Below are 22,006 nucleotides of genomic sequence, written 5' to 3'. Positions count from 1 at the left end.
ACAAGACGGTATACGATTTACAGCCCTAAGTCACATTCAGATCACGGGAAATCCGCTTTGAATCGGCCAGACAGCGTCCTCCCAGCCCGTATCGTTTCATCATGCCCCGGAAATTCGCGGTTTTCTTTCACGTCTGCGTGATTTAATTCACATTTTTCGCCGTTACCTGAATGTGACGAGAAGTGCGGAAGAATGCAGCCGGAATATAGGAGTTGGCCGAAATGGCAGGCACGGAAAGAGCACCATAAGAAATCAAGGAAGGGGCCCGCATCCCTTACGGATGTGAACCCGTCCGCTTGAATAGGCCGGCTGGCAGCGGGGCTGCGCTAATTGCGCCTTAGCCGTTGGGGCGGATGAAGACCGGGCCCGAACCGATGTAGGCATCGGCCAGCGCGGTCGTGTAACCGGTCCAGCCACCATGAATGGCCTGGCCGTTGCCCACGTAAATCGCGATGTGCGGCACACCGGCACCGGCATCGTCGTAGTAGATCATGTCGCCCGGCTGCGGCGTCGAAACCTGGGTACCGTACGCCATGAACTGCGCCGGAGCCAGATCGCCCACGGAAATACCGGCCGAACGCAGCGCGTTCTCCACCATCGCGGTACAGTCCTGCGACACACCGATCTGGCCGTAAGCCGACGCCACCAAAGCGGCACCAATACCGCTGGCAGCAACATCAGCCTTCGCCTCGGGCTTCGGCGCTTCCTCAGCCTTCTCAACCGGGGCAACAGCCTTCTCGGCAGCTTCCTCAACCACCGGAGCAACTTCCTCGGCCACAGCCTCAACCACAGGCTCCGGCTCTTCAACCACCGGAGCGGCCGTCGAGGTCACACCCGAACGCTCAAGATCCAGCTCAACAGCAGCAGAAGCCTGCACAGCCTCAACCTGCACCCGCGACGGAGCCGCAGCAGCAGCCTGGACCGAAGCCTCACGCTCAATACTGGTCGCCTGCGCCGGAACACCGACAGAAAGAACCAGACCGGACGCGGCAGCAATCACAGCAGCCTGGCGGCCCACGGAACCGGCATTCGAAGAAACAGCCTTGGAAATAGACTCCAACGGGCTGGTACGGACGGGCACAGCACGGTGGCGGCCCAAAGCAGCAGTGTTCTTAGACACGAGTGATTACCTCTCCCAATGCCTGCGAGGTGAGCTGTCGGGTTCGGATGGGAGTCATCCGGCCATGGGAGCCCCGGCCTCAGCCAAGAACACCCACAACTTAACCCCAAGGGCCTCCAAAAGAAGCCCGAAAGTTGGTTCCCCCGCCTCTGCCATGCGAAATCGTTGCGAACGGACCCCGGGAAGTGGCAGAGCTAGGCAATCCACCCGGAGGTGCCAAACCTCTAACCGGTCTTCGGCACGGGTTCGACACTATAACGTTTCATCTTCTAAGTCACATTCCGATCACGGAATGGTGTGTCCTTGGTTACAGCCAACCCTTGGGGTCAACCATGTCGCCGTTGACAACTACCTCAAAGTGAAGATGGCAACCGGTGGAATTACCGGTTGTACCACTTTGGGCCAACAATTCCCCACGGCTGACGGTGTCGCCGACTTTGGCGCTAATGCTTGTCAGGTGGTTGTACGTGGTCTCAAGGCCGTTGCCGTGGTCCACCACCACGCGGTTGCCATAGCCGCCAAACCAGCCGGCTTCCTTGACCGTGCCGCCTGCGGCAGAGTAGACCGGCGAGCCGCAGGCTGCGCCGTAGTCCTGGCCGGTGTGCATTTCACCGGCATACCCGGTTACGGGATTGACCCGCATACCGAACGGGGAAGTCATCTTCATGCTGTCCATCTCCATTGGCTGGGACAGCGTACCTTCACTGCTGACGGCCTTGGCATCGCTGCCGGATGCCACCATGACCTGTTCGAGCTTGGCGTCCGGATCAAAATTGCTGGTCAGGCCAGCGCGCTGGAAGTGCAGATCAACTTCCGCTGCCGCTGTCACGGGCGCGGCGGCGACGGCTGTGACCTCGGCTGCTGCCGCATCAACGGTGGGTTCGCCGGACGCAGAGGCACCTGCGGTGGTGGGCAGCAGGACAGTAAGCGCCATGCCGGATGCGGTGGCCACAATGGCGGCCTTGTGGCCGGCACCGCGGACTACTGAGGTAACGGGCGACGGAGCAGCTTCGGCGCGTCGGCGGCCGGTGCTTCCCGAACGCGGCCGCGACCTACCTGCCGGGGCGGCCGAACGACGCCGTCCCGTGGCTCTTTGTTCTGACAAAACTCTTCCCTCTCCTATAAGCCTGCGAAGTTAGCTGTCGGATTCGAGTAAGAGATAACTCGGCCACAAGACGTGCGGCATCAGCGCGGAAAGCGGCTGGTACCGAAATCAAGCGTGGCTTCACCCCTAGGCAGCTGGGTAGGCTGCCGATGGTGGGTCCTCCGCCCCTGTCAATGCGGGTCGCTGATCCGCTGACAGGGTTCGGCTACGGATCAGGTAACGCCAATGCATCGGCGTCAAGCAACAACTATAAAGGGAAACCCTCCAGAGTAATAATTCCTTTATCCATTCCTGTGGACAACGCGGTTAAGCGTTTCCAGCTGGGACGGGATCGAACGCCACAAAGATGTGGGCAGCCACCTCGGGCGGCAGTTCGAGGGCGCCCTCGATGCCTGGGACACGAACTGAAATGTATTCGCCCACGGTTTCCAGCTGCAGCTTGGCCCCGGGTTTCAGGCCCCCTTCATCCAGTTGGAGGAGCAATTCCGGCTCCACCTGGATCGGCTCGGCTAGCCGGATAATGGTCACGGTGTCCGACGGTTGGTACTTCCGCATGGCTTCTGTGAGGTTAACAACACCGTTGATGAACTCCTCAGCAGGCTTTCCGCCCAGGGCCTCAAGCCCCGGGATGGGATTGCCGTAGGGCGACTCAGTAGGTTTACCCAGCAGCTCATAGAGGCGCTGCTCCACCCGCTCGCTCATCACATGCTCCCACCGGCATGCTTCGTCGTGGACATAAGCCCAGTCCAGACCGATGACATCCGCCAGGAGCCGCTCGGCCAGCCGGTGCTTGCGCATCACTTCGGTGGCGCGGCGCCGGCCGTTCTCCGTAAGCTCCAGGTGCCGGTCTCCGGAGACAACCACTAACCCGTCACGCTCCATCCGCCCCACGGTCTGGGAAACGGTAGGTCCGGAATGGCGCAGGCGCTCCGCAATGCGGGCCCGCAGGGCAACGATGTTCTCTTCTTCCAGCTCGAGAATGGTCCGAAGGTACATCTCGGTTGTGTCGATGAGATCAGTCACTGGAATTCTTGCTCCTCAGCGCAGGTGGCGGGATAGATCCGAAAGCCGACGCACCGGCGTCGTGGTCCCCCAACAAGGTTATCTTGTTTGCCGCAAGGGCCGATAATTCCAGTGTGTGAGCCTGAGGCGCAATAGATTACGGGACGCGCCCGCATCCCAGGTCCAGCATGCGAAATATGGGCGTCTCAAGTATCGGACGGCCGGACCTCTGCGACAGAATGTGAGGAGGTTCGAAGGCGAACTGTCTAGAGATCAGCGTAAGCCCGCCAGGAAGAAGCCCTTATGAGCGACAACCAGTCAATAAGCATTCCCTCAGACCTGCTGCCCCGGGACGGGCGTTTCGGTGCCGGACCGTCCAAGATTCGCTCCGAACAGATCGACGCCGTTGTGGCGGCCGGCCGGGATCTGCTTGGCACCTCCCACCGCCAGGCGCCGGTCAAGAACCTTGTGGGCAGCGTGCGCGAGGGCCTCCAGACGTTCTTCCGGGCTCCCGAGGGGTATGAAGTTATCCTTGGCCTCGGCGGGGCCACTGCTTTCTGGGATGTCGCAACTTTCGGCCTGGTCGAGAACAAGGCACAGCACCTCTCCTTCGGTGAATTCAGCTCGAAGTTTGCCGCGGCCACGAACAACGCCCCCTTCCTGGCTGGCTCCTCCATCATCAAGGCCGAGACCGGTTCCCTGCCCAGCCCGAAGGCGGAAGCCGGTGTAGACGTTTATGCCTGGGCCCAGAACGAAACCTCCACCGGCGTTGCCGCTCCGGTCAAGCGCGTGGACGGCGCGGACGAAGGGTCGCTGGTGCTTGTCGACGCCACCTCCGCGGCTGGCGGGCTGCACGTGGACGTCTCCGAGAGCGACGTTTACTACTTCTCGCCGCAGAAAAACTTCGCGTCCGACGGCGGTATCTGGTTGGGGATGTTCTCCCCTGCGGCGCTGGAACGCGCGGCAAAGATCGGCGGCACCGACCGCTGGATCCCGGACTTCCTCAACCTGCAGACCGCGATCGACAACTCGCTGAAGAACCAGACCTACAACACGCCGGCGCTGACCACTCTGGTGACCCTGAACAACCAGATCGAGTGGCTCAACAGCAACGGCGGCCTGGAGTTCGCCGCCAAGCGCACGGCCGATTCTGCCGGCCGCGTCTACAGCTGGGCTGAAGCGTCCGACGTTGCAACGCCGTATGTGGTCAACCCCGAGCACCGTTCGAACGTCATCGCCACGGTGGACTTCGATGACTCGGTCGACGCCGCCGCCGTCGCCAAGGTCCTGCGCGCCAACGGCGTGGTGGATGTTGAGCCGTACCGCAAGCTCGGCCGCAACCAGCTGCGCATCGCCACCTTCGTCGCGATCGAGCCGGACGACGTCAGCGCCCTGCTCAACTGCGTGGACTACGTCATTGAGCAGCTGAACGGCTGATTTCCGCCAACCGCAACAACGAGGCACCCTGGTTTTCCAGGGTGCCTCGTTGTTTGTGTTGCGCGGGAGCAAGCATGCCTCAGGCTTCGGGCCTCGGGGATACCGTCCGGTGCCCGCGCCGCCGCTCCGGCAGCCTATCGCCGCTGCTGCAGATAAGTAATGCGCAGCTTCTGTTTGGCGCTGCGGTCGAACTGGAAGCGCATGTGCCGGGCCCGCCATGCCCAGATGAAGCCGACAAGTGCCGCGGCCAGCCCGGCAAGGGCCCCCACGCCCAGGCCCCACCGCGGCCCGAACGCGTCGGTGACGGCGCCGACGATAGGAGCACCGATCGGGGTTCCGCCCATGAAGATCGCCATATACAACGCCATCACGCGTCCACGCATCACCTGGTCCGTGTTGGTCTGCACGTAGGCGTTAGCGCCGGTCATGATGGTCAGGGCGGAGACTCCGATGGGCACGAGGGCCAGGCCGAACAACCAGGCGTTGGGTGCCAGGGCTGCCGCCGTGCAGGCGACCGCGAAGGCTGCCGCGGCCCCGAAAATGAATCGCAGCCGGGGCCGGTCGCGGCGGGCAGCAAGCAGTGACCCCATGACCGAGCCGATGGCCATGACGGACGACAGCAGGCCAAAGTCGCCGGCGTGCCCACCGAATTCCGTCCGGGCCATGGCGGCAATATAGATGGCAAAGTTCAGTCCGAAGGTTCCGATGATGAAGATCGCCGTCATGACGACCATCAGGTCCGGCCGGTGGCGCACGTAGCGGAACCCTTCGCGGATTCTGCCCTTGCCCTTGGCAGCCTTAGGCAGTGACCGCAGCTCACTGCCGCGGATTACCAGCAGTGCGGCGATCATGGCACCGAACGTGCCCGCGTTGATAAGGAAAACCCAGCCAGGACCGACGGCGACCGTCAGCACGCCCGAAACGGCCGGTCCCACCATGCGGGCCAGGTTGAAGGAAGTGCTGTTCAGCGCGACGGCGTTGGGCAGGAAATCATCACGGACGAGCTCCGAGACAAAGGTCTGCCGGGCCGGGGCATCCACGGAGGCCACCATGCCCAAGGCCAGCGCGAAGGCGTAGACGTGCCAGAGCTCCACAACGTCCGCGATCACCATGATGCCCAGCCCAAGGCCCAGCAGTGCCATGGAAATCTGGGTGATCATGAGCAGGTGGCGCCGGTTGAAACTGTCCGCGATCAGTCCCGACCATGGTGCCATGAGCAACTGCGGGCCAAGCTGAAGCGCCATGACGATACCCATGGCAGCAGCGTCCTGCTTGGTCAGGATGTCGTAAACCAGCCAGTCCTGTGCGGTCCGCTGCATCCAGGTGCCGATGTTGGAGACGATCGCCCCGACAAACCAGATGCGGTAGTTGAAGAACTGCAGCGAACGGAACATTTATACAGGCGCTCCTTTCTGCCGCGGAATTCACATGGCCGCGGATGGTTTAGGCGCTTGCCTCCGGGCGTGGGCTGGTCTCAGGTGCCTCGAAGTCGGACTCGGCTGTCTCCGGGCCAGCCTCTGCTGCCTCCGCATCAGCCTCAGCTGTCTTCAAATCCGAGCCGGGTTCGTCCGTAACAAGTTCGTCGGCCGAAGGCTCCGACGAGTAGGGCTCAAGCACTGCGTCCGCTGAGCCTGCGTTCTCCGAGGTTGCGGAGTGCGAAGTTGAGGGATCCGGGTCAGCCGATGCTTGGCCCGCGGATTCATCCACGGCGGGAGCGGCGGCTTCGTCGACTGGCCCAGCTTCAGCGGCGCCATCAACATCGTTGCCAGCTTCATCCGGCCTCTGGCCGTCGGCGTCATTACTTTCGCCGTCGTTGTTCTCGGCTTCCGCGGCTGCTTCTTCGGGACGCACCCGCTCGGCCCACGGAACCCAGTCCGGCGCCAGCAACGACTTTTCCGAGGGCAGCAGGCCGATTTCGCAGACCGTGATCTCTTTACTCCGCGGCGCGCGCGCCAGGGAGGCGAACCACTGCCAGCCGATGTAGCCGGGCAGTTTGGATTCGAACCGGTGGACCACCAGGCGCTCGGCTTCCGCCACCACACCCACATGGTCGCCGACCTGTTCCGCCGGGGCCATCTCGAGCACGCCCTGACGGGCACGGTCCACGGCGGCGGCCAGCAGCGCATCCAGTTTCGCGGGCCGCTTGGCAGCGGGCCGCCGTCGTACCGGAGCAGGGCTTTCCGCGGCGGTGTCTACTGTCGGTTCCACTGCAGATTCCGTTTCTGTCTCAGCGCTGCTCATGTATGGACTCCGCCGGCTCAGACGTCCAGCTGATCCGCGACGTGGCGCAGCACGGCTGCGACCTTGGCCGAGTGGGCCTTGTCGGGATAGCGGCCCTTGCGGAGCCCGTTGGAGATACCGTCGAGCAGCTTGATGAGGTCCTCGGTGATGACGGCCATGTCTTCCGCCGGCTTCCGGACAGCCTTCGCGACCGATGGCTTGGCATCGATGATGCGGGCCGAAAGGGCCTGCGCTCCCCGGCGTCCCTCGGCTACGCCGAACTCCATGCGGGTGCCGGCCTTGACCTCGGTGACACCGGCCGGAAGGGCAGAGGCGTGCAGGAACACTTCCTGGCCCTCATCCGTGGCCAGGAATCCAAAACCTTTTTCCGTGTCAAACCATTTGACCTTGCCGATGGGCACTTCAGTTACCTCGTTCTACGATTCCATTGCAGGGTAATCGCCCGCTGCTGCGCTTTTCATGTCCCGTGCAGGTTCCGGTGCCAGCGATCTGTGCTGGCTGGACGGTAACCCTGGACGGGGAAGTCTCTATCTAGATTAGCTTGTTCCGACAGCCGCCCCGGACTTTGCCGGCAACATGTCCGCTGTTAGCGTTATCTGCATGTCCGCCCCTGTTCCGTCGTCCAGTTCCGCGGCCCGCCCGGAGACGGGCAGGCTCCTGATCGCCTTGGTGACGATTGCCGCCGTCGTATCTCTCGCAGGGCTTGCCAGCCTGACCGTGATCCTGGTCAGCGCCCTCTTCGGGAACGAAGCCTGGCCCGGTTTCCTGGCCATCGCCTGGACCGGTTTCCCCGTGGCGTTCCTCTTGATGGGCTTCCTGATCCTGCGCAGCATCAGGCGCCGGCGCAACCTCTGATCTTGTTGCGGCGTTGATATCCGCGCCAGCCGGCTACGGGCTTGCCGGGCGGGGTAACGTTAATCTGATGTCCTCCATCCGTGCGCTGGCCGATGATTTGGCTGCCCGCAGCGACAGCCAGCTGCGGGCGTTGCTGAGCGCCCGCCCGGATTTATGCTTGCCTCCGGTTCCGGATTTTTCCGCTCTGGCCGCCCGGGCCTGCACCAGAATCAGCCTGCAGCGGGCGCTGGAGAAACTCTCCCGGCCGGAGCTGGACGTGCTCGAAACCATCGTCCTGACCACCGACGTCGACGCCGGCGCAGGCATCGACGCGGACGCACTCAAACCACTGCTCGTCTCTGCCCCGGGCAACACCGCCGAGCCCCAACTGGACGCCTTCCTCGCCAAGCTGCATTCGCTGAGCCTGCTGGTGCCGGCTTCTGCCGAAAATCAGCAGTCGGCGGGGTTCCTGCCGGTGGCCAGCCTGCCTGACGTGCTTGGTCCTTATCCGGCCGGTCTGGGCCGCACCTACGCGAAGCTAGCCGCCGCGAGCGCCGAGGCGGGCGAACGGATGGTCGCCGTCGTCGCTGCCCTCAGGGTCGCCGGCTACCCGCTGCCCGCCGTGGACGAGCCTGCGCTGCCTCCGGCGGACAAGGCTTCCGCCGCTGCCCGCGCCCTGGAATCCTGGCTCTCCGCCGCCGACACCTGGGATGCGCTGCTGGCTGAGGCGCCGCCGAAGGCCGCCCAGCTGCTGGAGCGGTTCCGCCGCTCGCCGGTAGGCACAGTCCCGCAGGCGCTCCGGAATCTGGCAGTGCACGATACCGAGGCCTCGCCGCTGGAGTGGCTACTCGCCCGCGGCCTGCTGGTGCCGGTGGACGCAAGCCACGTTGAACTGCCGCGCGCCGCCGGGATCGCGGCCCGCGGCGGCGCCGTGATCAACCCCTGGGAAACCTCGGCCCCCGGGCTCGGGACGGGCAGGGAAGCCGCCAAGCGGGGCACCGGGACAGCGCTGACGGTACGCTCCAGCCTGCGCGACAACGCCGCCTATTCCGCCGTCGCCGAGACCTTGCGGCTGGTCTCCGAGCTCCTGGTGCTCGCGGACACGACACCGGTGGCAACCCTGCGTGCCGGAGGTGTCGGCGTGCGCGAAATCAAGCGGTTGGCGGACGAGCTCCGCATCGACACCGCCGAGGTGTCCTGGCTGCTCGAGCTGACTGCCGCGGCCGGGCTGCTCACCTTGGACGTGGATACCAGTAAGTGGAGGACCAACGACGCCGGCACTTACGGCGCGCTTGACCGTCACCATCAGTGGCTGCTGCTGGCAACGGCATGGCTGGCACTCGACCGCGCGCCGGCGTTGGTGGGCTCCCCGGCCCAGCCGGGCTCCCGGCCAGACTCACGGCCAGGCGTGCGGCCTGGCTCCCAGCCGGACGCGGCGAGGTCCGGCATTAACGCCCTCGCCGCGGAAGCATCGCGTCCCGACGCACCCGCCGTCCGCCGTCGTTTGCTTGATGCCCTTGCCGAACTCTCCCTCCCGATCGGCGACGGCACATCGGTGGCGGCACCGGCAGAATCCCTGCTGACCGATTACCTCTGCTGGCACCAGCCGCGGCTCCGCCGCCGGTTCGAGCGTCTGGTCCCGGGCATGCTGGTTGAGTCCGCGAGCCTGGGCCTGCTCGGCTCCGGTGCGCTGACCGAGCTGGGCGCCGCGCTGGCCGCCGGCGAGCCGGAGGAAGCCGCGGAACTGTTGGATAAGCAACTGCCGGAACCGCTGAGCCACTTCCTGCTGCAGGCGGACCTGACCGCGGTGGCCCCGGGTTACCTGGAGCCGGCGGTGAACCGCGAACTGGCGTTGCTTTCCACCGCCGAGGGGCAGGGGCCGGCTGCCATCTACCGGTTCTCCGCGGATTCCGTCCGCCGCGCCCTGGATGCGGGGCAGGACGCCGAGGGCATCCTCGAATTCCTGACCCGCCACTCGGCCACCGAGGTGCCGCAGCCACTGCGCTACCTTGTCGAAGACACCGCGGCCCGGCACGGTGCCGTCCGCGTGGGCAGCATGTCCGCCTACTTGCGCAGCAACGACCCCGACCTCCTGGACGCGTTGCTGACGGATCCGCGGGCCGCGCTGCTGGGGCTGCGGAGGCTGGCGCCCACCGTGCTGGCGTCGAAGTCGAGCGCCCGCGAACTGCTGCACACCCTGCGCGAGCTCGGCTACTCCCCCGCACCGGATAAGGACGACGACGGCGTTGCCCTCACCGCTGCGGGGGATGTGGCGGGAAGTAGCCCCGCGTCCCGTGAGGCTGGCCGTGTGGGTGGCAGCGCGCCGTCGTCGTTCCCGGTCCGGACCAATCCTTGGCTGCTCATGGACGAAGACCTGCAGGCCCAGCTGGACCGGTTGCGCGGAGCCGGCACGCCGGCCAAGTCCGCCGCGGGCGCCGAGGCGGAACCACTGCTGGCCTTGGAGACCCTGCGCAAGGCGATCCGGCTCAAGCAGCTGGTCCGGATCGGATTTGTGGAGCCCAACGGGACCCACCGGCGCGAAATCCTGCAGCCGCTTTCCGTGGGCGGCGGGCGGCTGCGGGTCTTCGACGCGCGGCGCGACAGCGAGCGCGTGGTCTCGATCCACCGCGTGATGGACATTGAGCTGGTCGATGAGGCTGGCGGCAAGAAGAGGAGCACCACCGATGGCTGACGGGCCGCTGATCGTCCAGAGCGACAAGACCATCCTGCTGGAGGTCGACCATGAGCAGGCCACCGAGGCGCGCCACGCCATCGCGGCCTTCGCCGAACTCGAGCGCGCACCGGAGCATATGCACAGCTACCGGATCACGCCGTTGGGGCTGTGGAACGCGCGCGCTGCCGGCCTGGATGCCGAGCAGGTGCTGGACACCTTGTTGCAGTATTCGCGCTTCCCCGTGCCGCACGCACTGCTGATCGACATCGAAGAGACGATGTCCCGGTACGGGCGGCTGCGGCTGGAAAAAGACCCGCAGCACGGGCTCGTGCTGCGCACCGACGACTATCCGGTGCTCGAGGAAGTCATGCACGCCAAGAAGATCCAACCGCTGCTCGGCCCGCGGATCGACGGCGAGACCACCGTGGTGCATTCCTCGCAGCGCGGCCAGCTCAAGCAGTTGCTGCTTAAACTCGGCTGGCCCGCCGAGGACCTGGCCGGTTACGTGGACGGCACGCCGCATCCGATCGCGCTGGAAGAGAACGGTTGGAAGCTCCGCCCCTACCAGCAGGTGGCAACGGAGAACTTCTGGGCCGGCGGTTCCGGCGTCGTTGTTCTGCCCTGCGGTGCGGGCAAAACGCTGGTGGGCGCCGCGGCGATGGCCACGAGCCAGACCACCACGCTGATCCTGGTGACCAACACGGTCTCCGCGCGGCAGTGGAAGGACGAGCTGCTCAAGCGCACCACGCTCACGGAGGACGAGATCGGCGAATACTCGGGCTCGCTCAAGGAGGTGCGCCCGGTGACCATCGCTACGTACCAGGTGCTCACGCTGCGCCGCGGCGGCCTCTATCCGCATCTGGAGCTGGTGGACAACAATGACTGGGGTCTGATCATTTACGACGAGGTGCACCTGCTGCCGGCGCCGATCTTCCGGATGACTGCGGATCTGCAGGCCCGGCGGCGGCTCGGCCTGACGGCGACGCTGGTGCGCGAGGACGGCCGTGAGGGCGAGGTGTTCTCGCTGATCGGGCCTAAGCGTTATGACGCCCCATGGAAGGACATCGAGGCGCAGGGCTACATTGCGCCGGCAGACTGCGTGGAGGTGCGGGTGGATCTGCCGCGCGACGAGCGTACGGCGTACGCGATGGCCGACGACGCCGACAAGTACCGTCTCTGCGCGACGTCCGATACCAAGAACTCGGTGGTGGAGCAGCTGGTGACCCACCACAAGGGCGAGCAGCTGCTGGTGATCGGGCAGTACATCGACCAGCTGGACGAGCTCGCTGAACGGCTGGCCGCGCCGTTGATCAAGGGCGAAACCTCGGTGAAGGAGCGCCAGCGGCTCTTCGACGAGTTCCGGTCCGGCTCCCTGCACACCCTGGTGGTTTCCAAGGTGGCGAACTTCTCGATCGATCTGCCCGAAGCGTCGGTGGCGATCCAGGTTTCCGGTTCGTTCGGCTCGCGGCAGGAGGAAGCCCAGCGGCTGGGACGGCTGCTGCGGCCCAAGTCGGACGGCCGGGCTGCGCGGTTCTACACCGTGGTGGCGAGGGAGACGCTGGACCAGGAATTTGCCGCCAAACGCCAGCGCTTCCTCGCGGAACAGGGTTACGCCTACACCATTCTCGATGCCAAAGATGTTGGAAAGACGGGGAGCTGAGCCGGTCCGGAGACGCCGCCGGGGCGTAAGATTTCAGCCATCCAAACGAGTGGGGAGGCCGCCGTGGGCGCTGAACAAGTTGTCGCCGAGCATTACGGGAAGCCGGGTCTGGAGGATGCCATCCTCGCGGGGGTAGCCGCTGTCGGTCTCGACCCGGACCATTTCGAGCCGGACGATTTGGCCGCGGTGGACCAATTCCATGTCGGCGGTGCCGAAGCTGCCGAGAACGTGGCCCGCGGCACCGGCATCCGCAGCGGCATGCGGGTGCTGGACATCGGCTCGGGCATCGGCGGACCGGCACGCTTGTTCGCGCACCGGTTCGGCGCCACGGTACACGGCGTGGATCTTACCCCGTCTTTCGTGACCACGGCCCAATCCCTGACGCGGCGCTGCGGCTTGGCCGGCCTGGTCAGTTTCTCCGAGGCCAGCGGCCTGGACCTCCCCTTCAGCGACGGCGAATTCGACGCGGCAACGATGATGCACGTCGGCATGAACGTCGAACCCAAAGATGCCTTATTCCGCGAAGTCCACCGAGTTCTCAGGCGCGGCGGAGTCTTCGCGGTCTACGACATCATGCTCACCGGGGAGGGCGAACCGCAGTTCCCCCTGCCGTGGGCGGCGAGCGCCGAAACGTCCTTCCTCCGTTCGCCCCTGGACTATATACGGGAGCTGGAGGAAGCCGGTTTCACCGTGACGGGCGAGCGCAACCGGCACGGTTTCGCGCTGGAATTCCTGACCCGTGCACAGGCCCGGCTGGCAGACGACGATCCCCGGCTGGCCGGAATGCGGATGGTTCTAGGGCCGGAAGGACCCGTGCGGCTGGGACACCTCGTCCAAGCGATCCGCAGTGGAACGCTCGCCCCGGTAGAGATTTTCAGCCGGCGCGACGGGGCGAGAGAACCAAATGCTTAGACGTCCGCAGAATTAGAAGGCCTCGCCGTCGTGATCCCTTACGGCTGAGTAACGGCTGGCATCGGGCCAGCATCCAAGGAATGTACAGACAACTCCCAGAATCTGTGAGCATACTGACAAGCGTGAAGAAAAAGGAACCTGAAGCAAAACTGCTCGTAGTTGACGACGAACCGAACATTCGGGAACTGCTTTCAACCTCCCTGCGCTTTGCCGGGTTCGAAGTTGTTGCCGCCGCAAACGGCCGTGATGCCCTCGCTGCCGCGGAAGAACACAACCCTGACCTGGCGGTGCTGGACGTCATGCTGCCGGACATGGACGGTTTCACGGTGACGCGGCGGTTGCGCGCGGCCGGGCGCCATTTCCCGGTCGTCTTCCTCACGGCCCGCGACGACACCGATGACAAAGTCACCGGCCTGACCGTCGGCGGCGATGACTATGTGACCAAGCCCTTCAGCCTGGACGAGGTGGTGGCCCGGATCCGCGCCGTGCTGCGCCGCACCCAGCCGCTGCTCGAAGACGACGCCGTCATCCAGGTAGACGACCTTGAACTCGACGACGACGCGCACGAAGTCCGCCGGGGCGGGCTGGTCATCGACCTCTCACCTACCGAATTCAAGCTGCTGCGCTACCTGATGCTGAACCCCAACCGGGTGCTCTCCAAGGCGCAGATCCTGGATCATGTCTGGGAGTATGACTTCAACGGCGACGCGTCCATCGTGGAATCCTACATCTCCTACCTGCGCCGGAAGATCGACGCCAATCCCGAGGCTCCGGCACTCATTCAGACCAAGCGTGGTGTGGGGTACCTGCTGCGCACGGCGGAAAAGCGCTGATCGTGATCCAACGGTGGAAGTCGGCCTCGCTTCGCACACAGTTGGTCGCAATCATCTGTGTGCTGATGGCCGCTACCATCGCACTGACGTCAGCGCTGACCATCGCGTTCCTGAAAAATGACCTGATCAACAGATTGGACCAAACGCTGAAGGCCAACGCCGGAAGCATGAGTGTCGCATTGTTGTCCCCCTCAGGGGCAGTTCCTCTCGGGGACTACCACGGGTTGATGCTTCTTCCTGATGGCGCCATTGCCAAGGAAACTCCCCAGACCAGTAAAGATGTTCCTGCCCTTCGAAGATGGACATATGAGGACGTCCGTCAACATCCAAGAGGATTCTGGTACACCGTGGAAAGTGAGGATCCGGACAGTCCTCGCTGGCGAGCCTATGTATATCCCTTGCAAAATCAACTCGGCACAGTCACTATCGCAGCTTCATATGAGGAAGTGGAAACGACGGTTGAGACGGCGACGGCGCTGAGTCTTCTGCTCGGCCTGTTCGCTACGGCGGCGGCATCAGCCATCGCCTGGTTGGCTATAACGCGCGCGTTCAAGCCTCTCAGCACGGTTGAAAAAACTGCTGCAGCCATCGCCGCCGGCGACCTGACCCGACGTGTTGAAGTGAGCAACCCGAACACGGAGATCGGCAAGCTTTCCAGTTCGCTCAACGCTATGCTCGCCCACATCGAATCCGCCTTCGCCGGCCGCGCAGCTTCCGAAAAGCGCATGCGCCAGTTCGTCGCGGACGCTTCCCATGAACTGCGCACTCCACTGGTGACCATCCGCGGATTCTCGGAGCTCTACCGCCACGGCGCCTTGCAAAGCCAAGACGACGTCGGCGCGGCCATGGGCAGGATCGAGAGCGAGGCCACCAGGATGGGCCAGCTCGTGGAAGACCTGCTCACGCTCGCGCGCGTGGACGAACAGCGTCCGCTGGAGGCAAAGCCGTTGGACCTGCTGCTACTCGGCAACGATGCCGCCATGGATGCCCGTGCCAGCGCCCCGGACCGGGATATCAAGGTCATCGGGCTCGACGGCGCTGCGCCCCAGCCAGCGCCCATCGTCGGGGACGAAGGAAGGCTGCGTCAGGTCGTGGCGAACTTGATGACCAACGCACTGCGCTATACGCCTGAAGGATCGCCGATCGAAATCGCGGTGGGTGTTGAACCAGTCATCGACGACAAAAAGGACTCCGTGATCGAGGTCCGCGACCACGGTCCCGGGATATCGGAGGAAGAAGCAGCCAGGGTTTTCGAACGCTTCTACCGCGCGGATTCCTCACGCTACCGCGAGACCGGCGGGACCGGACTTGGCCTGGCCATCGTCGCGGCGCTGGTCGCCCAGCATGACGGCACTGTGCGATTGCTCGACACGGAAGGCGGCGGGGCGACCATGTCCATCCGGATTCCATATGAGCCAGCACCCGATGACGACCGCAGCGTCTTCGAATACAGCTAACCCAGGGACAGTAAACGGTTCCCTGGGCCCGGTGGAAGCCGAAAAAGCCGCGAGACTGTGCTCCTCCACTTTCGTGCTGCAACTCTGCGTTATCCACAATCGCAGCCGGACCCCTCGTCTGCACTCCTTACGCTCCTTACCCTCGAAGTATCGGTTGGATCAACTACTTCGAAGGGAACATCATGGCTGTATTCCATGTGGACAGTGAGGCCTTGAACGCCAAGAGTATGGCGGTCCAGGGCACTATCGGACGCCTGCAGGCCGAGGTAAACACCATGCAGTCCGGGCTGCGGGAACTGGAATCACTGTGGACGGGCTCCGCTTCCGCGAACTTCCAGCAGTTGATCACTGACTGGCGTGCAACACAGCTGAAGGTTGAAGAGTCCCTGGCCAGCATCAATACGGCACTGGCCCAGGCGTCGCAGCAGTATGCTCAGGCCGAAGAAGCCAACGCGCGCATGTTCATGGCCTGACCAAGAACCGCAGTCGGGCCGGAATCCCCCAGCTGGACCCCGCGCCGCCGCTGCCTGTCAGCTCTGTTCCGGCGTTCCCTGATGGAACCGCAGCCGCCACTGTTCCCCCTCGCGGAGCCACAGTGAGCTGCGCAGAGCCGAGCCGGTGCGCGAGCTGCTGCGGTAAGTCAGCAGGACGCTGTCTTCGCCAAGCCGTTCAGCGGCGAAGACCTCCACGGTTGCTTCCGTCTCCGGATCCCCCTGGAGCGCGCTGATCGTGTCGTCCCTGGTCCACATCCGGCCCGACTGCCCAATCTCGGTGAAGTCCGGGTGCAAGAGCACGGCAAGACGTCCGAAGTCGGCGCGTGTACCGGGGCTGAGGAGTTCCTGTTCCAGCCTGACGATCAGTTCCTCGACAGGTTCCTGCGTGTCCTCCGCGGAGAAGTCCTCCAGCTCAGAGAACAGATCGGGTTCCGGGCTCTCAGGGCTCTCCGCCCGCTGAGCCAGACGGGGCTCCGGAACTCGGACGGCCGATTGGGTGACGGCGGGAGTATCCGCTGCGGCTGAGGCCGCCCGGCCTTGGAATCCTGGCCCGTGGGGAATAACCGATCCGTTTTGGAAAGCCAAGGCAACTGCCCGGGCGCGGACATCGGCTGCTTCGTTCAGGTCATGCCCGGCATGGCCCTTCACCCATTCGAATTTGTAGCTGCGGCCTTTGATGACCTGGTCGATCTGCTTGAGGAGGTCCACGTTGAGTACGGCTTTGCCGTCGGCCTTGCGCCAGCCCTTGCGTTTCCAGCCCGGCATCCATTTAGTGATGCAGTTGATGACGTACTGGCTGTCGCAGAGGATGTGCAGGGGCTCTTCCGGCAGGTGCTCGGTGGCACGGAACAAATCGAGCACCGCCATGAGCTCGCCCTGGTTGTTGGTTCCGTGCGGCCAACCTCCAGCTGCCCAGGAATTTTCGTCAATGTACCAGGCCCAGCCAGCAGGGCCCGGGTTGCCGAGGGCAGAGCCGTCGGCGGCAGCAGTAATCGTCATAGTCTCCATCTTTTCAGATCGGCAAGGTCCTATCGGACATAGGCTGGCAGGGTGGCAATTCTTATCGATCCCCCGCTGTGGCCGGCCCACGGAACGCATTTTTCCCATCTGGTCTCGGACTCGTCACTGGACCAACTGCATGACTTCGCGGCGGCCGCCGGGGTCCCCCGGCGGGCCTTCGACCTGGACCATTACGATGTTCCGGCAGAGCGGCATGCAGAACTTGTTGCCCGGGGTGCCGTAGCCGTCTCGGGCGGTGAGCTGGTGCGCCGCTTGATCGCCAGCGGGCTGCGAGTGCCGGCGCGCCGCAGACCTGGAAAGCTGGAACACGTACTGCTGCAGCACTGGAACGCCTTGATCCCCGATCAGGAACCATTGGGCCGGGAGCTTATCGCGAGGTGGGGCGGAGACCACCGGCACTACCACGACCATAAGCATCTGCTGGCGGTCATCGAGGCATTTCGCACGCTTCAGGACCATGGGGAGAGGCCGGGAGAAGAATCCCGGGCTGTCTGGCTGGCGGCGTGGTTCCACGACGCTGTCTACAACGGGGTGGCAGGAAAAGATGAAGAAGATTCCGCGGCACTGGCACGCGGGAAGCTGACCGGCGCTGGCTGCCGCCCTAAGGAGGTCGCTGAGACGGCCCGCCTGGTGCTGTTGACAGCGCATCACGCTCCGGCTGACGACGACGCGTCCGGAGCCATGCTGTGCGACGCCGACCTGTCCGTTCTCGGCAGCCCGCCGGATAGCTACCGCCGCTACCTCGCTGCAGTCCGGAAAGAGTATGCGCACGTCGGTGACGCTGATTTCGCAGCCGGACGCACCGCCGTCGTCCGCCGTTTGCTGGCCTCGGAGCCGTTGTATCGGACGGCCACAGCCCGCACGCTCTGGCTGGCCCAGGCCCGGCAGAACCTGAGTGCCGAACTGTCCGGGATTTAACCCGGGAAGGCACGGCTCCCGATCGGGAACCGTGCCTTCCTGTTGGAACTGGTCAGACAATGACCGGCTCGGAAGCGGCTTGCGCCGGACTTCCTAGAAGCCGCCCATACCGCCCATGCCGCCCATGTCGTCGCCGCCGGGCATGGCCGGAGCGTTCTTCTCGGGCTTGTCAGCGACAACGGCCTCGGTGGTGAGGAACAGGCCGGCGATGGAAGCCGCGTTCTGCAGAGCAGAGCGGGTCACCTTGACCGGGTCGTTCACACCGGCAGCCAGCAGGTCTTCGTAGACACCGGTTGCAGCATTCAGGCCGTGGCCGGAAGGCAGGCTGCGGACCTTGTCGGCAACAACGCCCGGCTCGAGACCGGCGTTGAAGGCGATCTGCTTCAGCGGAGCATCGATGGCAACCTTGACGATGTTGGCGCCGGTTGCTTCGTCGCCCTCGAGGTTCAGGTTGGCGAACGCCTTGGCGCCGGCCTGGATAAGGGCAACGCCGCCACCGGCGACGATGCCTTCTTCAACGGCAGCCTTCGCGTTGCGGACAGCGTCCTCGATGCGGTGCTTGCGTTCCTTGAGCTCAACCTCGGTTGCGGCACCGGCCTTGATGACTGCAACGCCGCCGGCCAGCTTGGCCAGACGTTCCTGCAGCTTCTCGCGGTCGTAGTCGGAATCGGAGTTGTCGATCTCGGCGCGGATCTGGGAAACGCGGCCTGCGATCTCCTCGGCGTCGCCGGCACCTTCAACGATGGTGGTCTCGTCCTTGGTGACAACAACCTTGCGGGCCTGGCCCAGCAGTTCGAGGGTTGCGTTCTCCAGCTTGAGGCCAACTTCCTCGGCGATGACCTGGCCACCGGTCAGGATGGCGATGTCAGCCAGCTGAGCCTTGCGGCGGTCACCGAAGCCCGGAGCCTTGACGGCGACGGACTTGAAGGTGCCACGGATCTTGTTGACAACCAGGGTGGCCAGTGCCTCGCCCTCGATGTCTTCGGCAATGATCAGCAGCGGCTTGCCGGACTGCATGACCTTTTCCAGAACTGCAACGAGGTCCTTCACGTTGGAGATCTTGGAGTTGACGATCAGGATGTACGGGTCTTCGAGGACCGTTTCCTGGCGCTCTGCGTCGGTGACGAAGTAGCCGGAGATGTAGCCCTTGTCGAAGCGCATACCCTCGGTGAGCTCGAGCTCGAGGCCAAAGGTGTTGGACTCCTCGACGGTGACAACGCCTTCCTTGCCGACCTTGTCGAGAGCTTCAGCGATCAGTTCACCGATCTGCGGGTCGCCTGCAGAGATCGAGGCGGTAGCAGCAATCTGCTCCTTGGTCTCGATTTCCTTGGCGGAAGAGATCAGCTCGGCGGTGACAGCGTCGACAGCCTTTTCGATACCGCGCTTGAGGCTCAGCGGATCGGCACCGGCAGCAACGTTGCGCAGGCCTTCCTTGACCAGGGCCTGGGCGAGGACGGTTGCGGTGGTGGTACCGTCACCGGCGACGTCGTCCGTCTTCTTGGCAACTTCCTTGACGAGCTCTGCGCCGATCTTCTCGTACGGATCGTCGAGCTCGATCTCCTTGGCGATGGAAACACCATCGTTGGTGATCGTGGGAGCGCCCCACTTCTTCTCAAGGACAACGTTGCGACCACGCGGGCCCAGCGTGACCTTAACAGCGTCAGCGAGGATATTCAGTCCACGCTCGAGGCCGCGGCGGGCCTCTTCGTCAAAGCTAATGATCTTTGCCATGGCGGCATACGTCCCTTCTGGACAGTAGACAGCGGGCGCAGCCTTGGATAAACCAGGACTGCTAACCACTGCGATGCCCGCGACGGACGGATAACGACGGCGGCGATCTCTTTACGCCGCACCGCTACCCTCACCCCAGTGGTTTGGATTTTTCACTCTCCCCCGTCGGCCGACTGCTTAGCAGTCAACCAGCGAGAGTGCTAACACAATAATTAGCACTCACCTCGGTTGAGTGCAAGCTGCATCCAGCAATAGTCTGGCCGCTTCACCACACGCGTAACACCCTGAGCACCACTGACCCCAAGATCAGGGTGGCCCCCGATAGAACCGGCCCATGCCGAGCCGTAGATTGGAGGTAGTCACGCAGCACCATCACATACCGAAGGAAAAGAACATGTCGGAAAATCCGGACGGCAAGCAGGACAAAGCCGGACAGGAGCAGCCGGGACCATCCCGCGGGGAGAATCCCACCGAGCCGTTGCGGGGTGCGGGCACCCATCCCACACAGCCCCTGGGCAATACGCCCGGTGAACCGGCGCCCGGAGGAAAGCCTCCGTTCGGCCAAGCACCGCAGGGCCAGCAGCCGCAGAGCCAGTCACCCTATGGACAACCGCCGTACGGCCAGCAGCCGCAGGGCCAGGCCCCTTACGGGCAACCGCCTTACGGACAACCGCCGCAGGGGCAGGCCCCCTACGGGCAACCGCCTCACGGCCAGAATCCCTACGCGCAGCCGCAGTACGGCCAGGCGCCCTACGGCCAGCCGGGCCAGCCGTATTACGCCGGCTACCCGGAACAGAAGTCCCGCCTGATCGGCGGCTTGCTGGGCATTCTGCTCGGCGGACTGGGTATCCACCGCTTCTACCTGGGCTATGTCGGCATGGGGATCCTGCAGATCGTCGTCACTATCGTCACGTTCGGCCTCGGTGCGATCTGGGGCTTCGTCGAAGGCATCATGATCCTGGTCGGAGCGGAAATGTTCCGCCGCGATGCCAAGGGCGTTCCGCTCAAGGAGTAGCAACAGGTTCCCCACCGAAGCTGCCGAGGGCTGTGTCTATAACTGCGTACGACGGCGGCGGGCGGCTAAATCGATAGCCGCCCGCCGCCGTCGTAATTTGGTAAATCAGGAAGCGAGCTTCACTTCCTCAGCCTGCGGCCCCTTCTGCCCTTCCCCAATTTCGAACTCGACGCGCTGGCCCTCCTCAAGGGAACGGTAACCGTCCATCTGGATGGCGGACCAATGCACGAATACGTCAGCTTCGTTTTCATCGACGGTGATAAAGCCGTAGCCTTTTTCCGCGTTGAACCATTTGACGGTTCCCTGCGCCATATTGCTCTCCATATTTCTAGACCTGGCCCCGCCGCCCCTGTTTCCAGCGGTGGAGATGCGCTCACTCTACCCATGCCGCAGCATGGGTGTGAGCGCCGGCACAGAGAATGTTATGGAGGTGTAACAGAGGCGCCGAAGTATCTCCCGACGGGCAAAACCGGGATGTGGTCAGCCGTTTTGCTGGAATCCAGGACCGAGCACCACGGTCACATACTCGGAGACTGCTCCCTGCCCGGTTTCGCGCAGGTCGGAGATGCCAAGGAGCTCGCCCAACGCCTGCGCATTGGCGCTCTGGCCGGGGTTGTAGAAGATCACGGAGTTGGCCGGGGGCGCACCCTGCCAGTTATCCACTACCCCAACGGCCCAGCCGTCGGACGTGACCGTCTGCGAAACCGCGCCGCCTAGCCCGCTGACGCCGACGCTGTTGAAGATCAGCACCGGATCAGCTTTATTCACGGCCGCGTCAGCTTCGGCGGCCTCGTCAGTGGGTTCCTCGATCGGTTCCTCGGCGGGCTCCGTGGTGGCGTCCGCCGTGGGCTCCTTGGCAGGCTTCGTGGCCTCACCCGCTGCGTCCACAGTTGGTTCCCTGGCGTCGTCCGTGGCTTCGGCCGTTTTAGTAGCGGCATTCGGGGATGCCGACTTGGCCGAGGGCGCCGCGGTGGCTTGGAGTTCCGTGCTCGCGCCCCCCGCTCCGAGCAGCGGCAGGACGAAGAAGGACAACACGCCAACGGCGAGCGCCAGTACGGTAGCCAGGATGATCAGGCCGAGTCCGCTGGATTTCGACGCTGCCATGTGGGCCCGGTGGACGCCATGGCGGTCTGAAGTTTCGGGCACCTGGTCAAACTCGTCCCGGGAATACTTGGTCATCGCTAAGAATGCGTCCTTAGTTGTATCGAAAAAATCTGCGCAGTCGAACGGCTGGACCCGAGCTAGGCGTCTGTGCCCAGCCGACGGGCAGTGCGTGCGCGCTGACGGGACGTCCGCAGCCTGCGCAGCCGCTTGACCAGCATCGGATCGTGGGCCAGCGCCTCTTCGGTATCGATCAAGCCATTGAGGATCTGATAGTAGTGCGTGGCGGACATGTCGAAGAGCTCGCGGATGGCCTGTTCCTTGGCACCCGCATACTTCCACCACTGCCGTTCCAGCGCCAGCATTTTCTGGTCGCGTTCGCTCAGCGGGCTCGATGAATCCAGCTCGGCGTCAAGGGAAAACGCACTGGCATCGACGGAACCAGCCAAGAC

The 22,006-nt window shown here is 64.1% G+C and carries 21 protein-coding genes and 2 riboswitches; of the genes, 10 read left to right on the top strand and 11 right to left on the bottom strand.

Going from position 1 to position 22,006, the window contains the following annotated elements:
• Window positions 1-337: 337 nt before the first annotated feature.
• The 3 genes from J5251_RS07315 to J5251_RS07305 form a co-directional block, all read right to left on the bottom strand.
• Window positions 338-1,120, bottom strand: coding sequence for a C40 family peptidase (locus J5251_RS07315; RefSeq protein ID WP_208575625.1), 783 nt, complete (start codon window positions 1,118-1,120; stop codon window positions 338-340).
• Window positions 1,121-1,125: 5 nt separating this feature from the next.
• Window positions 1,126-1,295, bottom strand: a riboswitch (cyclic di-AMP (ydaO/yuaA leader).
• Window positions 1,296-1,427: 132 nt separating this feature from the next.
• A complete protein-coding gene (locus J5251_RS07310; protein ID WP_244250838.1) occupies window positions 1,428-2,072 on the bottom strand; it encodes a M23 family metallopeptidase in 645 nt (214 codons plus the stop codon).
• A gap of 157 nt (window positions 2,073-2,229) precedes the next feature.
• Window positions 2,230-2,442: riboswitch (cyclic di-AMP (ydaO/yuaA leader) on the bottom strand.
• An 89-nt stretch (window positions 2,443-2,531) separates the two neighbouring features.
• A complete protein-coding gene (locus J5251_RS07305; protein ID WP_139006742.1) occupies window positions 2,532-3,248 on the bottom strand; it encodes a metal-dependent transcriptional regulator in 717 nt (238 codons plus the stop codon).
• A gap of 282 nt (window positions 3,249-3,530) precedes the next feature.
• On the opposite strand from J5251_RS07305, the gene serC reads away from it, so the two are divergent.
• On the top strand, window positions 3,531-4,664 hold the full coding sequence (gene serC, locus J5251_RS07300) for a phosphoserine transaminase (RefSeq protein WP_208575624.1): 1,134 nt from the start codon (window positions 3,531-3,533) through the stop codon (window positions 4,662-4,664).
• A 134-nt stretch (window positions 4,665-4,798) separates the two neighbouring features.
• Here serC and J5251_RS07295 read toward each other — a convergent pair whose 3' ends face one another.
• Genes J5251_RS07295 through J5251_RS07285 form a run of 3 tightly spaced genes read right to left on the bottom strand, consistent with a single transcriptional unit; the run spans window position 4,799 to window position 7,306 of the window.
• Window positions 4,799-6,058 carry an MFS transporter gene (locus tag J5251_RS07295; protein ID WP_139006740.1) on the bottom strand — a complete coding sequence of 420 codons (1,260 nt, stop codon included), beginning with the start codon at window positions 6,056-6,058 and terminating at the stop codon, window positions 4,799-4,801.
• Between the two features lie 49 nt (window positions 6,059-6,107).
• Window positions 6,108-6,872 carry a DUF3027 domain-containing protein gene (locus tag J5251_RS07290; protein WP_240793225.1) on the bottom strand — a complete coding sequence of 255 codons (765 nt, stop codon included), beginning with the start codon at window positions 6,870-6,872 and terminating at the stop codon, window positions 6,108-6,110.
• Between the two features lie 50 nt (window positions 6,873-6,922).
• Complete coding sequence (locus tag J5251_RS07285) at window positions 6,923-7,306, bottom strand: cold-shock protein (RefSeq protein WP_139006738.1); 384 nt, start codon at window positions 7,304-7,306, stop codon at window positions 6,923-6,925.
• A gap of 199 nt (window positions 7,307-7,505) precedes the next feature.
• Here J5251_RS07285 and J5251_RS07280 point away from each other — a divergent pair, with 199 nt between their 5' ends.
• The 7 genes from J5251_RS07280 (at window position 7,506) to J5251_RS07250 (ending at window position 15,748) form a co-directional block, all read left to right on the top strand.
• Window positions 7,506-7,760 carry a hypothetical protein gene (locus tag J5251_RS07280; RefSeq protein WP_139006737.1) on the top strand — a complete coding sequence of 85 codons (255 nt, stop codon included), beginning with the start codon at window positions 7,506-7,508 and terminating at the stop codon, window positions 7,758-7,760.
• 67 nt (window positions 7,761-7,827) lie between these two features.
• The gene (locus J5251_RS07275; protein ID WP_208575623.1) at window positions 7,828-10,431 is read left to right on the top strand and encodes a helicase-associated domain-containing protein; all 2,604 of its coding nucleotides are present in this window, start codon (window positions 7,828-7,830) and stop codon (window positions 10,429-10,431) included.
• The gene (locus J5251_RS07270; protein WP_139006735.1) at window positions 10,424-12,073 is read left to right on the top strand and encodes a DNA repair helicase XPB; all 1,650 of its coding nucleotides are present in this window, start codon (window positions 10,424-10,426) and stop codon (window positions 12,071-12,073) included. Before J5251_RS07275 ends, J5251_RS07270 begins: the two co-directional genes overlap by 8 nt.
• Window positions 12,074-12,136: 63 nt before the next feature.
• Window positions 12,137-12,985: a class I SAM-dependent methyltransferase gene (locus tag J5251_RS07265; protein ID WP_139006734.1), complete on the top strand. Its 849-nt coding sequence runs from the start codon at window positions 12,137-12,139 to the stop codon at window positions 12,983-12,985.
• Window positions 12,986-13,107: 122 nt separating this feature from the next.
• On the top strand, window positions 13,108-13,818 hold the full coding sequence (locus J5251_RS07260; protein WP_139006733.1) for a response regulator transcription factor: 711 nt from the start codon (window positions 13,108-13,110) through the stop codon (window positions 13,816-13,818).
• Between the two features lie 446 nt (window positions 13,819-14,264).
• Window positions 14,265-15,275 carry a sensor histidine kinase gene (locus J5251_RS07255; RefSeq protein WP_240793224.1) on the top strand — a complete coding sequence of 337 codons (1,011 nt, stop codon included), beginning with the start codon at window positions 14,265-14,267 and terminating at the stop codon, window positions 15,273-15,275.
• 182 nt (window positions 15,276-15,457) lie between these two features.
• A complete protein-coding gene (locus tag J5251_RS07250; protein WP_074699746.1) occupies window positions 15,458-15,748 on the top strand; it encodes a WXG100 family type VII secretion target in 291 nt (96 codons plus the stop codon).
• A 57-nt stretch (window positions 15,749-15,805) separates the two neighbouring features.
• Here the strand turns inward: J5251_RS07250 and J5251_RS07245 are convergent, their stop codons facing one another.
• Window positions 15,806-16,768 (bottom strand): RNase H family protein, encoded by a 963-nt coding sequence (locus tag J5251_RS07245; RefSeq protein WP_139006731.1) that lies wholly within the window; start codon window positions 16,766-16,768, stop codon window positions 15,806-15,808.
• A gap of 51 nt (window positions 16,769-16,819) precedes the next feature.
• Between J5251_RS07245 and J5251_RS07240 the strand changes: the two genes are divergently transcribed.
• Window positions 16,820-17,707, top strand: a complete 888-nt coding sequence (locus tag J5251_RS07240; protein WP_139006730.1) for a DUF4031 domain-containing protein — start codon at window positions 16,820-16,822, stop codon at window positions 17,705-17,707.
• Window positions 17,708-17,800: 93 nt separating this feature from the next.
• Here the strand turns inward: J5251_RS07240 and groL are convergent, their stop codons facing one another.
• On the bottom strand, window positions 17,801-19,438 hold the full coding sequence (gene groL / locus J5251_RS07235; RefSeq protein WP_139006729.1) for a chaperonin GroEL: 1,638 nt from the start codon (window positions 19,436-19,438) through the stop codon (window positions 17,801-17,803).
• A gap of 394 nt (window positions 19,439-19,832) precedes the next feature.
• Between groL and J5251_RS07230 the strand changes: the two genes are divergently transcribed.
• On the top strand, window positions 19,833-20,453 hold the full coding sequence (locus J5251_RS07230) for a TM2 domain-containing protein (RefSeq protein ID WP_139006728.1): 621 nt from the start codon (window positions 19,833-19,835) through the stop codon (window positions 20,451-20,453).
• Window positions 20,454-20,558: 105 nt separating this feature from the next.
• Here the strand turns inward: J5251_RS07230 and J5251_RS07225 are convergent, their stop codons facing one another.
• The 3 genes from J5251_RS07225 to J5251_RS07215 form a co-directional block, all read right to left on the bottom strand.
• Window positions 20,559-20,765, bottom strand: a complete 207-nt coding sequence (locus J5251_RS07225; RefSeq protein WP_139006727.1) for a cold-shock protein — start codon at window positions 20,763-20,765, stop codon at window positions 20,559-20,561.
• 168 nt (window positions 20,766-20,933) lie between these two features.
• On the bottom strand, window positions 20,934-21,632 hold the full coding sequence (locus J5251_RS07220; protein ID WP_139006726.1) for a LytR C-terminal domain-containing protein: 699 nt from the start codon (window positions 21,630-21,632) through the stop codon (window positions 20,934-20,936).
• A 62-nt stretch (window positions 21,633-21,694) separates the two neighbouring features.
• Complete coding sequence (locus tag J5251_RS07215; RefSeq protein ID WP_074699753.1) at window positions 21,695-22,003, bottom strand: DUF3263 domain-containing protein; 309 nt, start codon at window positions 22,001-22,003, stop codon at window positions 21,695-21,697.
• Between the last annotated feature and the right edge of the window lie 3 nt (window positions 22,004-22,006).

The sequence above is a fragment of the Arthrobacter crystallopoietes genome (assembly GCF_017603825.1).
Lineage (GTDB): Bacteria > Actinomycetota > Actinomycetes > Actinomycetales > Micrococcaceae > Crystallibacter > Crystallibacter crystallopoietes_B.
This window is presented reverse-complemented; position numbering and strand designations above follow the sequence as displayed.

Excerpts from the sequence above, each read along its gene's own strand:
- J5251_RS07220 (WP_139006726.1), bottom strand. The coding sequence starts at position 21,632 with ATGACCAAGTATTCCCGGGACGAGTTTGACCAGGTGCCCGAAACTTCA.
- J5251_RS07230 (WP_139006728.1), top strand. The coding sequence starts at position 19,833 with ATGTCGGAAAATCCGGACGGCAAGCAGGACAAAGCCGGACAGGAGCAG.
- groL (WP_139006729.1), bottom strand. The coding sequence starts at position 19,438 with ATGGCAAAGATCATTAGCTTTGACGAAGAGGCCCGCCGCGGCCTCGAG.
- J5251_RS07250 (WP_074699746.1), top strand. The coding sequence starts at position 15,458 with ATGGCTGTATTCCATGTGGACAGTGAGGCCTTGAACGCCAAGAGTATG.
- J5251_RS07225 (WP_139006727.1), bottom strand. The coding sequence starts at position 20,765 with ATGGCGCAGGGAACCGTCAAATGGTTCAACGCGGAAAAAGGCTACGGC.
- J5251_RS07245 (WP_139006731.1), bottom strand. The coding sequence starts at position 16,768 with ATGACGATTACTGCTGCCGCCGACGGCTCTGCCCTCGGCAACCCGGGC.
- serC (WP_208575624.1), top strand. The coding sequence starts at position 3,531 with ATGAGCGACAACCAGTCAATAAGCATTCCCTCAGACCTGCTGCCCCGG.
- J5251_RS07275 (WP_208575623.1), top strand. The coding sequence starts at position 7,828 with ATGTCCTCCATCCGTGCGCTGGCCGATGATTTGGCTGCCCGCAGCGAC.
- J5251_RS07270 (WP_139006735.1), top strand. The coding sequence starts at position 10,424 with ATGGCTGACGGGCCGCTGATCGTCCAGAGCGACAAGACCATCCTGCTG.
- J5251_RS07280 (WP_139006737.1), top strand. The coding sequence starts at position 7,506 with ATGTCCGCCCCTGTTCCGTCGTCCAGTTCCGCGGCCCGCCCGGAGACG.
- J5251_RS07295 (WP_139006740.1), bottom strand. The coding sequence starts at position 6,058 with ATGTTCCGTTCGCTGCAGTTCTTCAACTACCGCATCTGGTTTGTCGGG.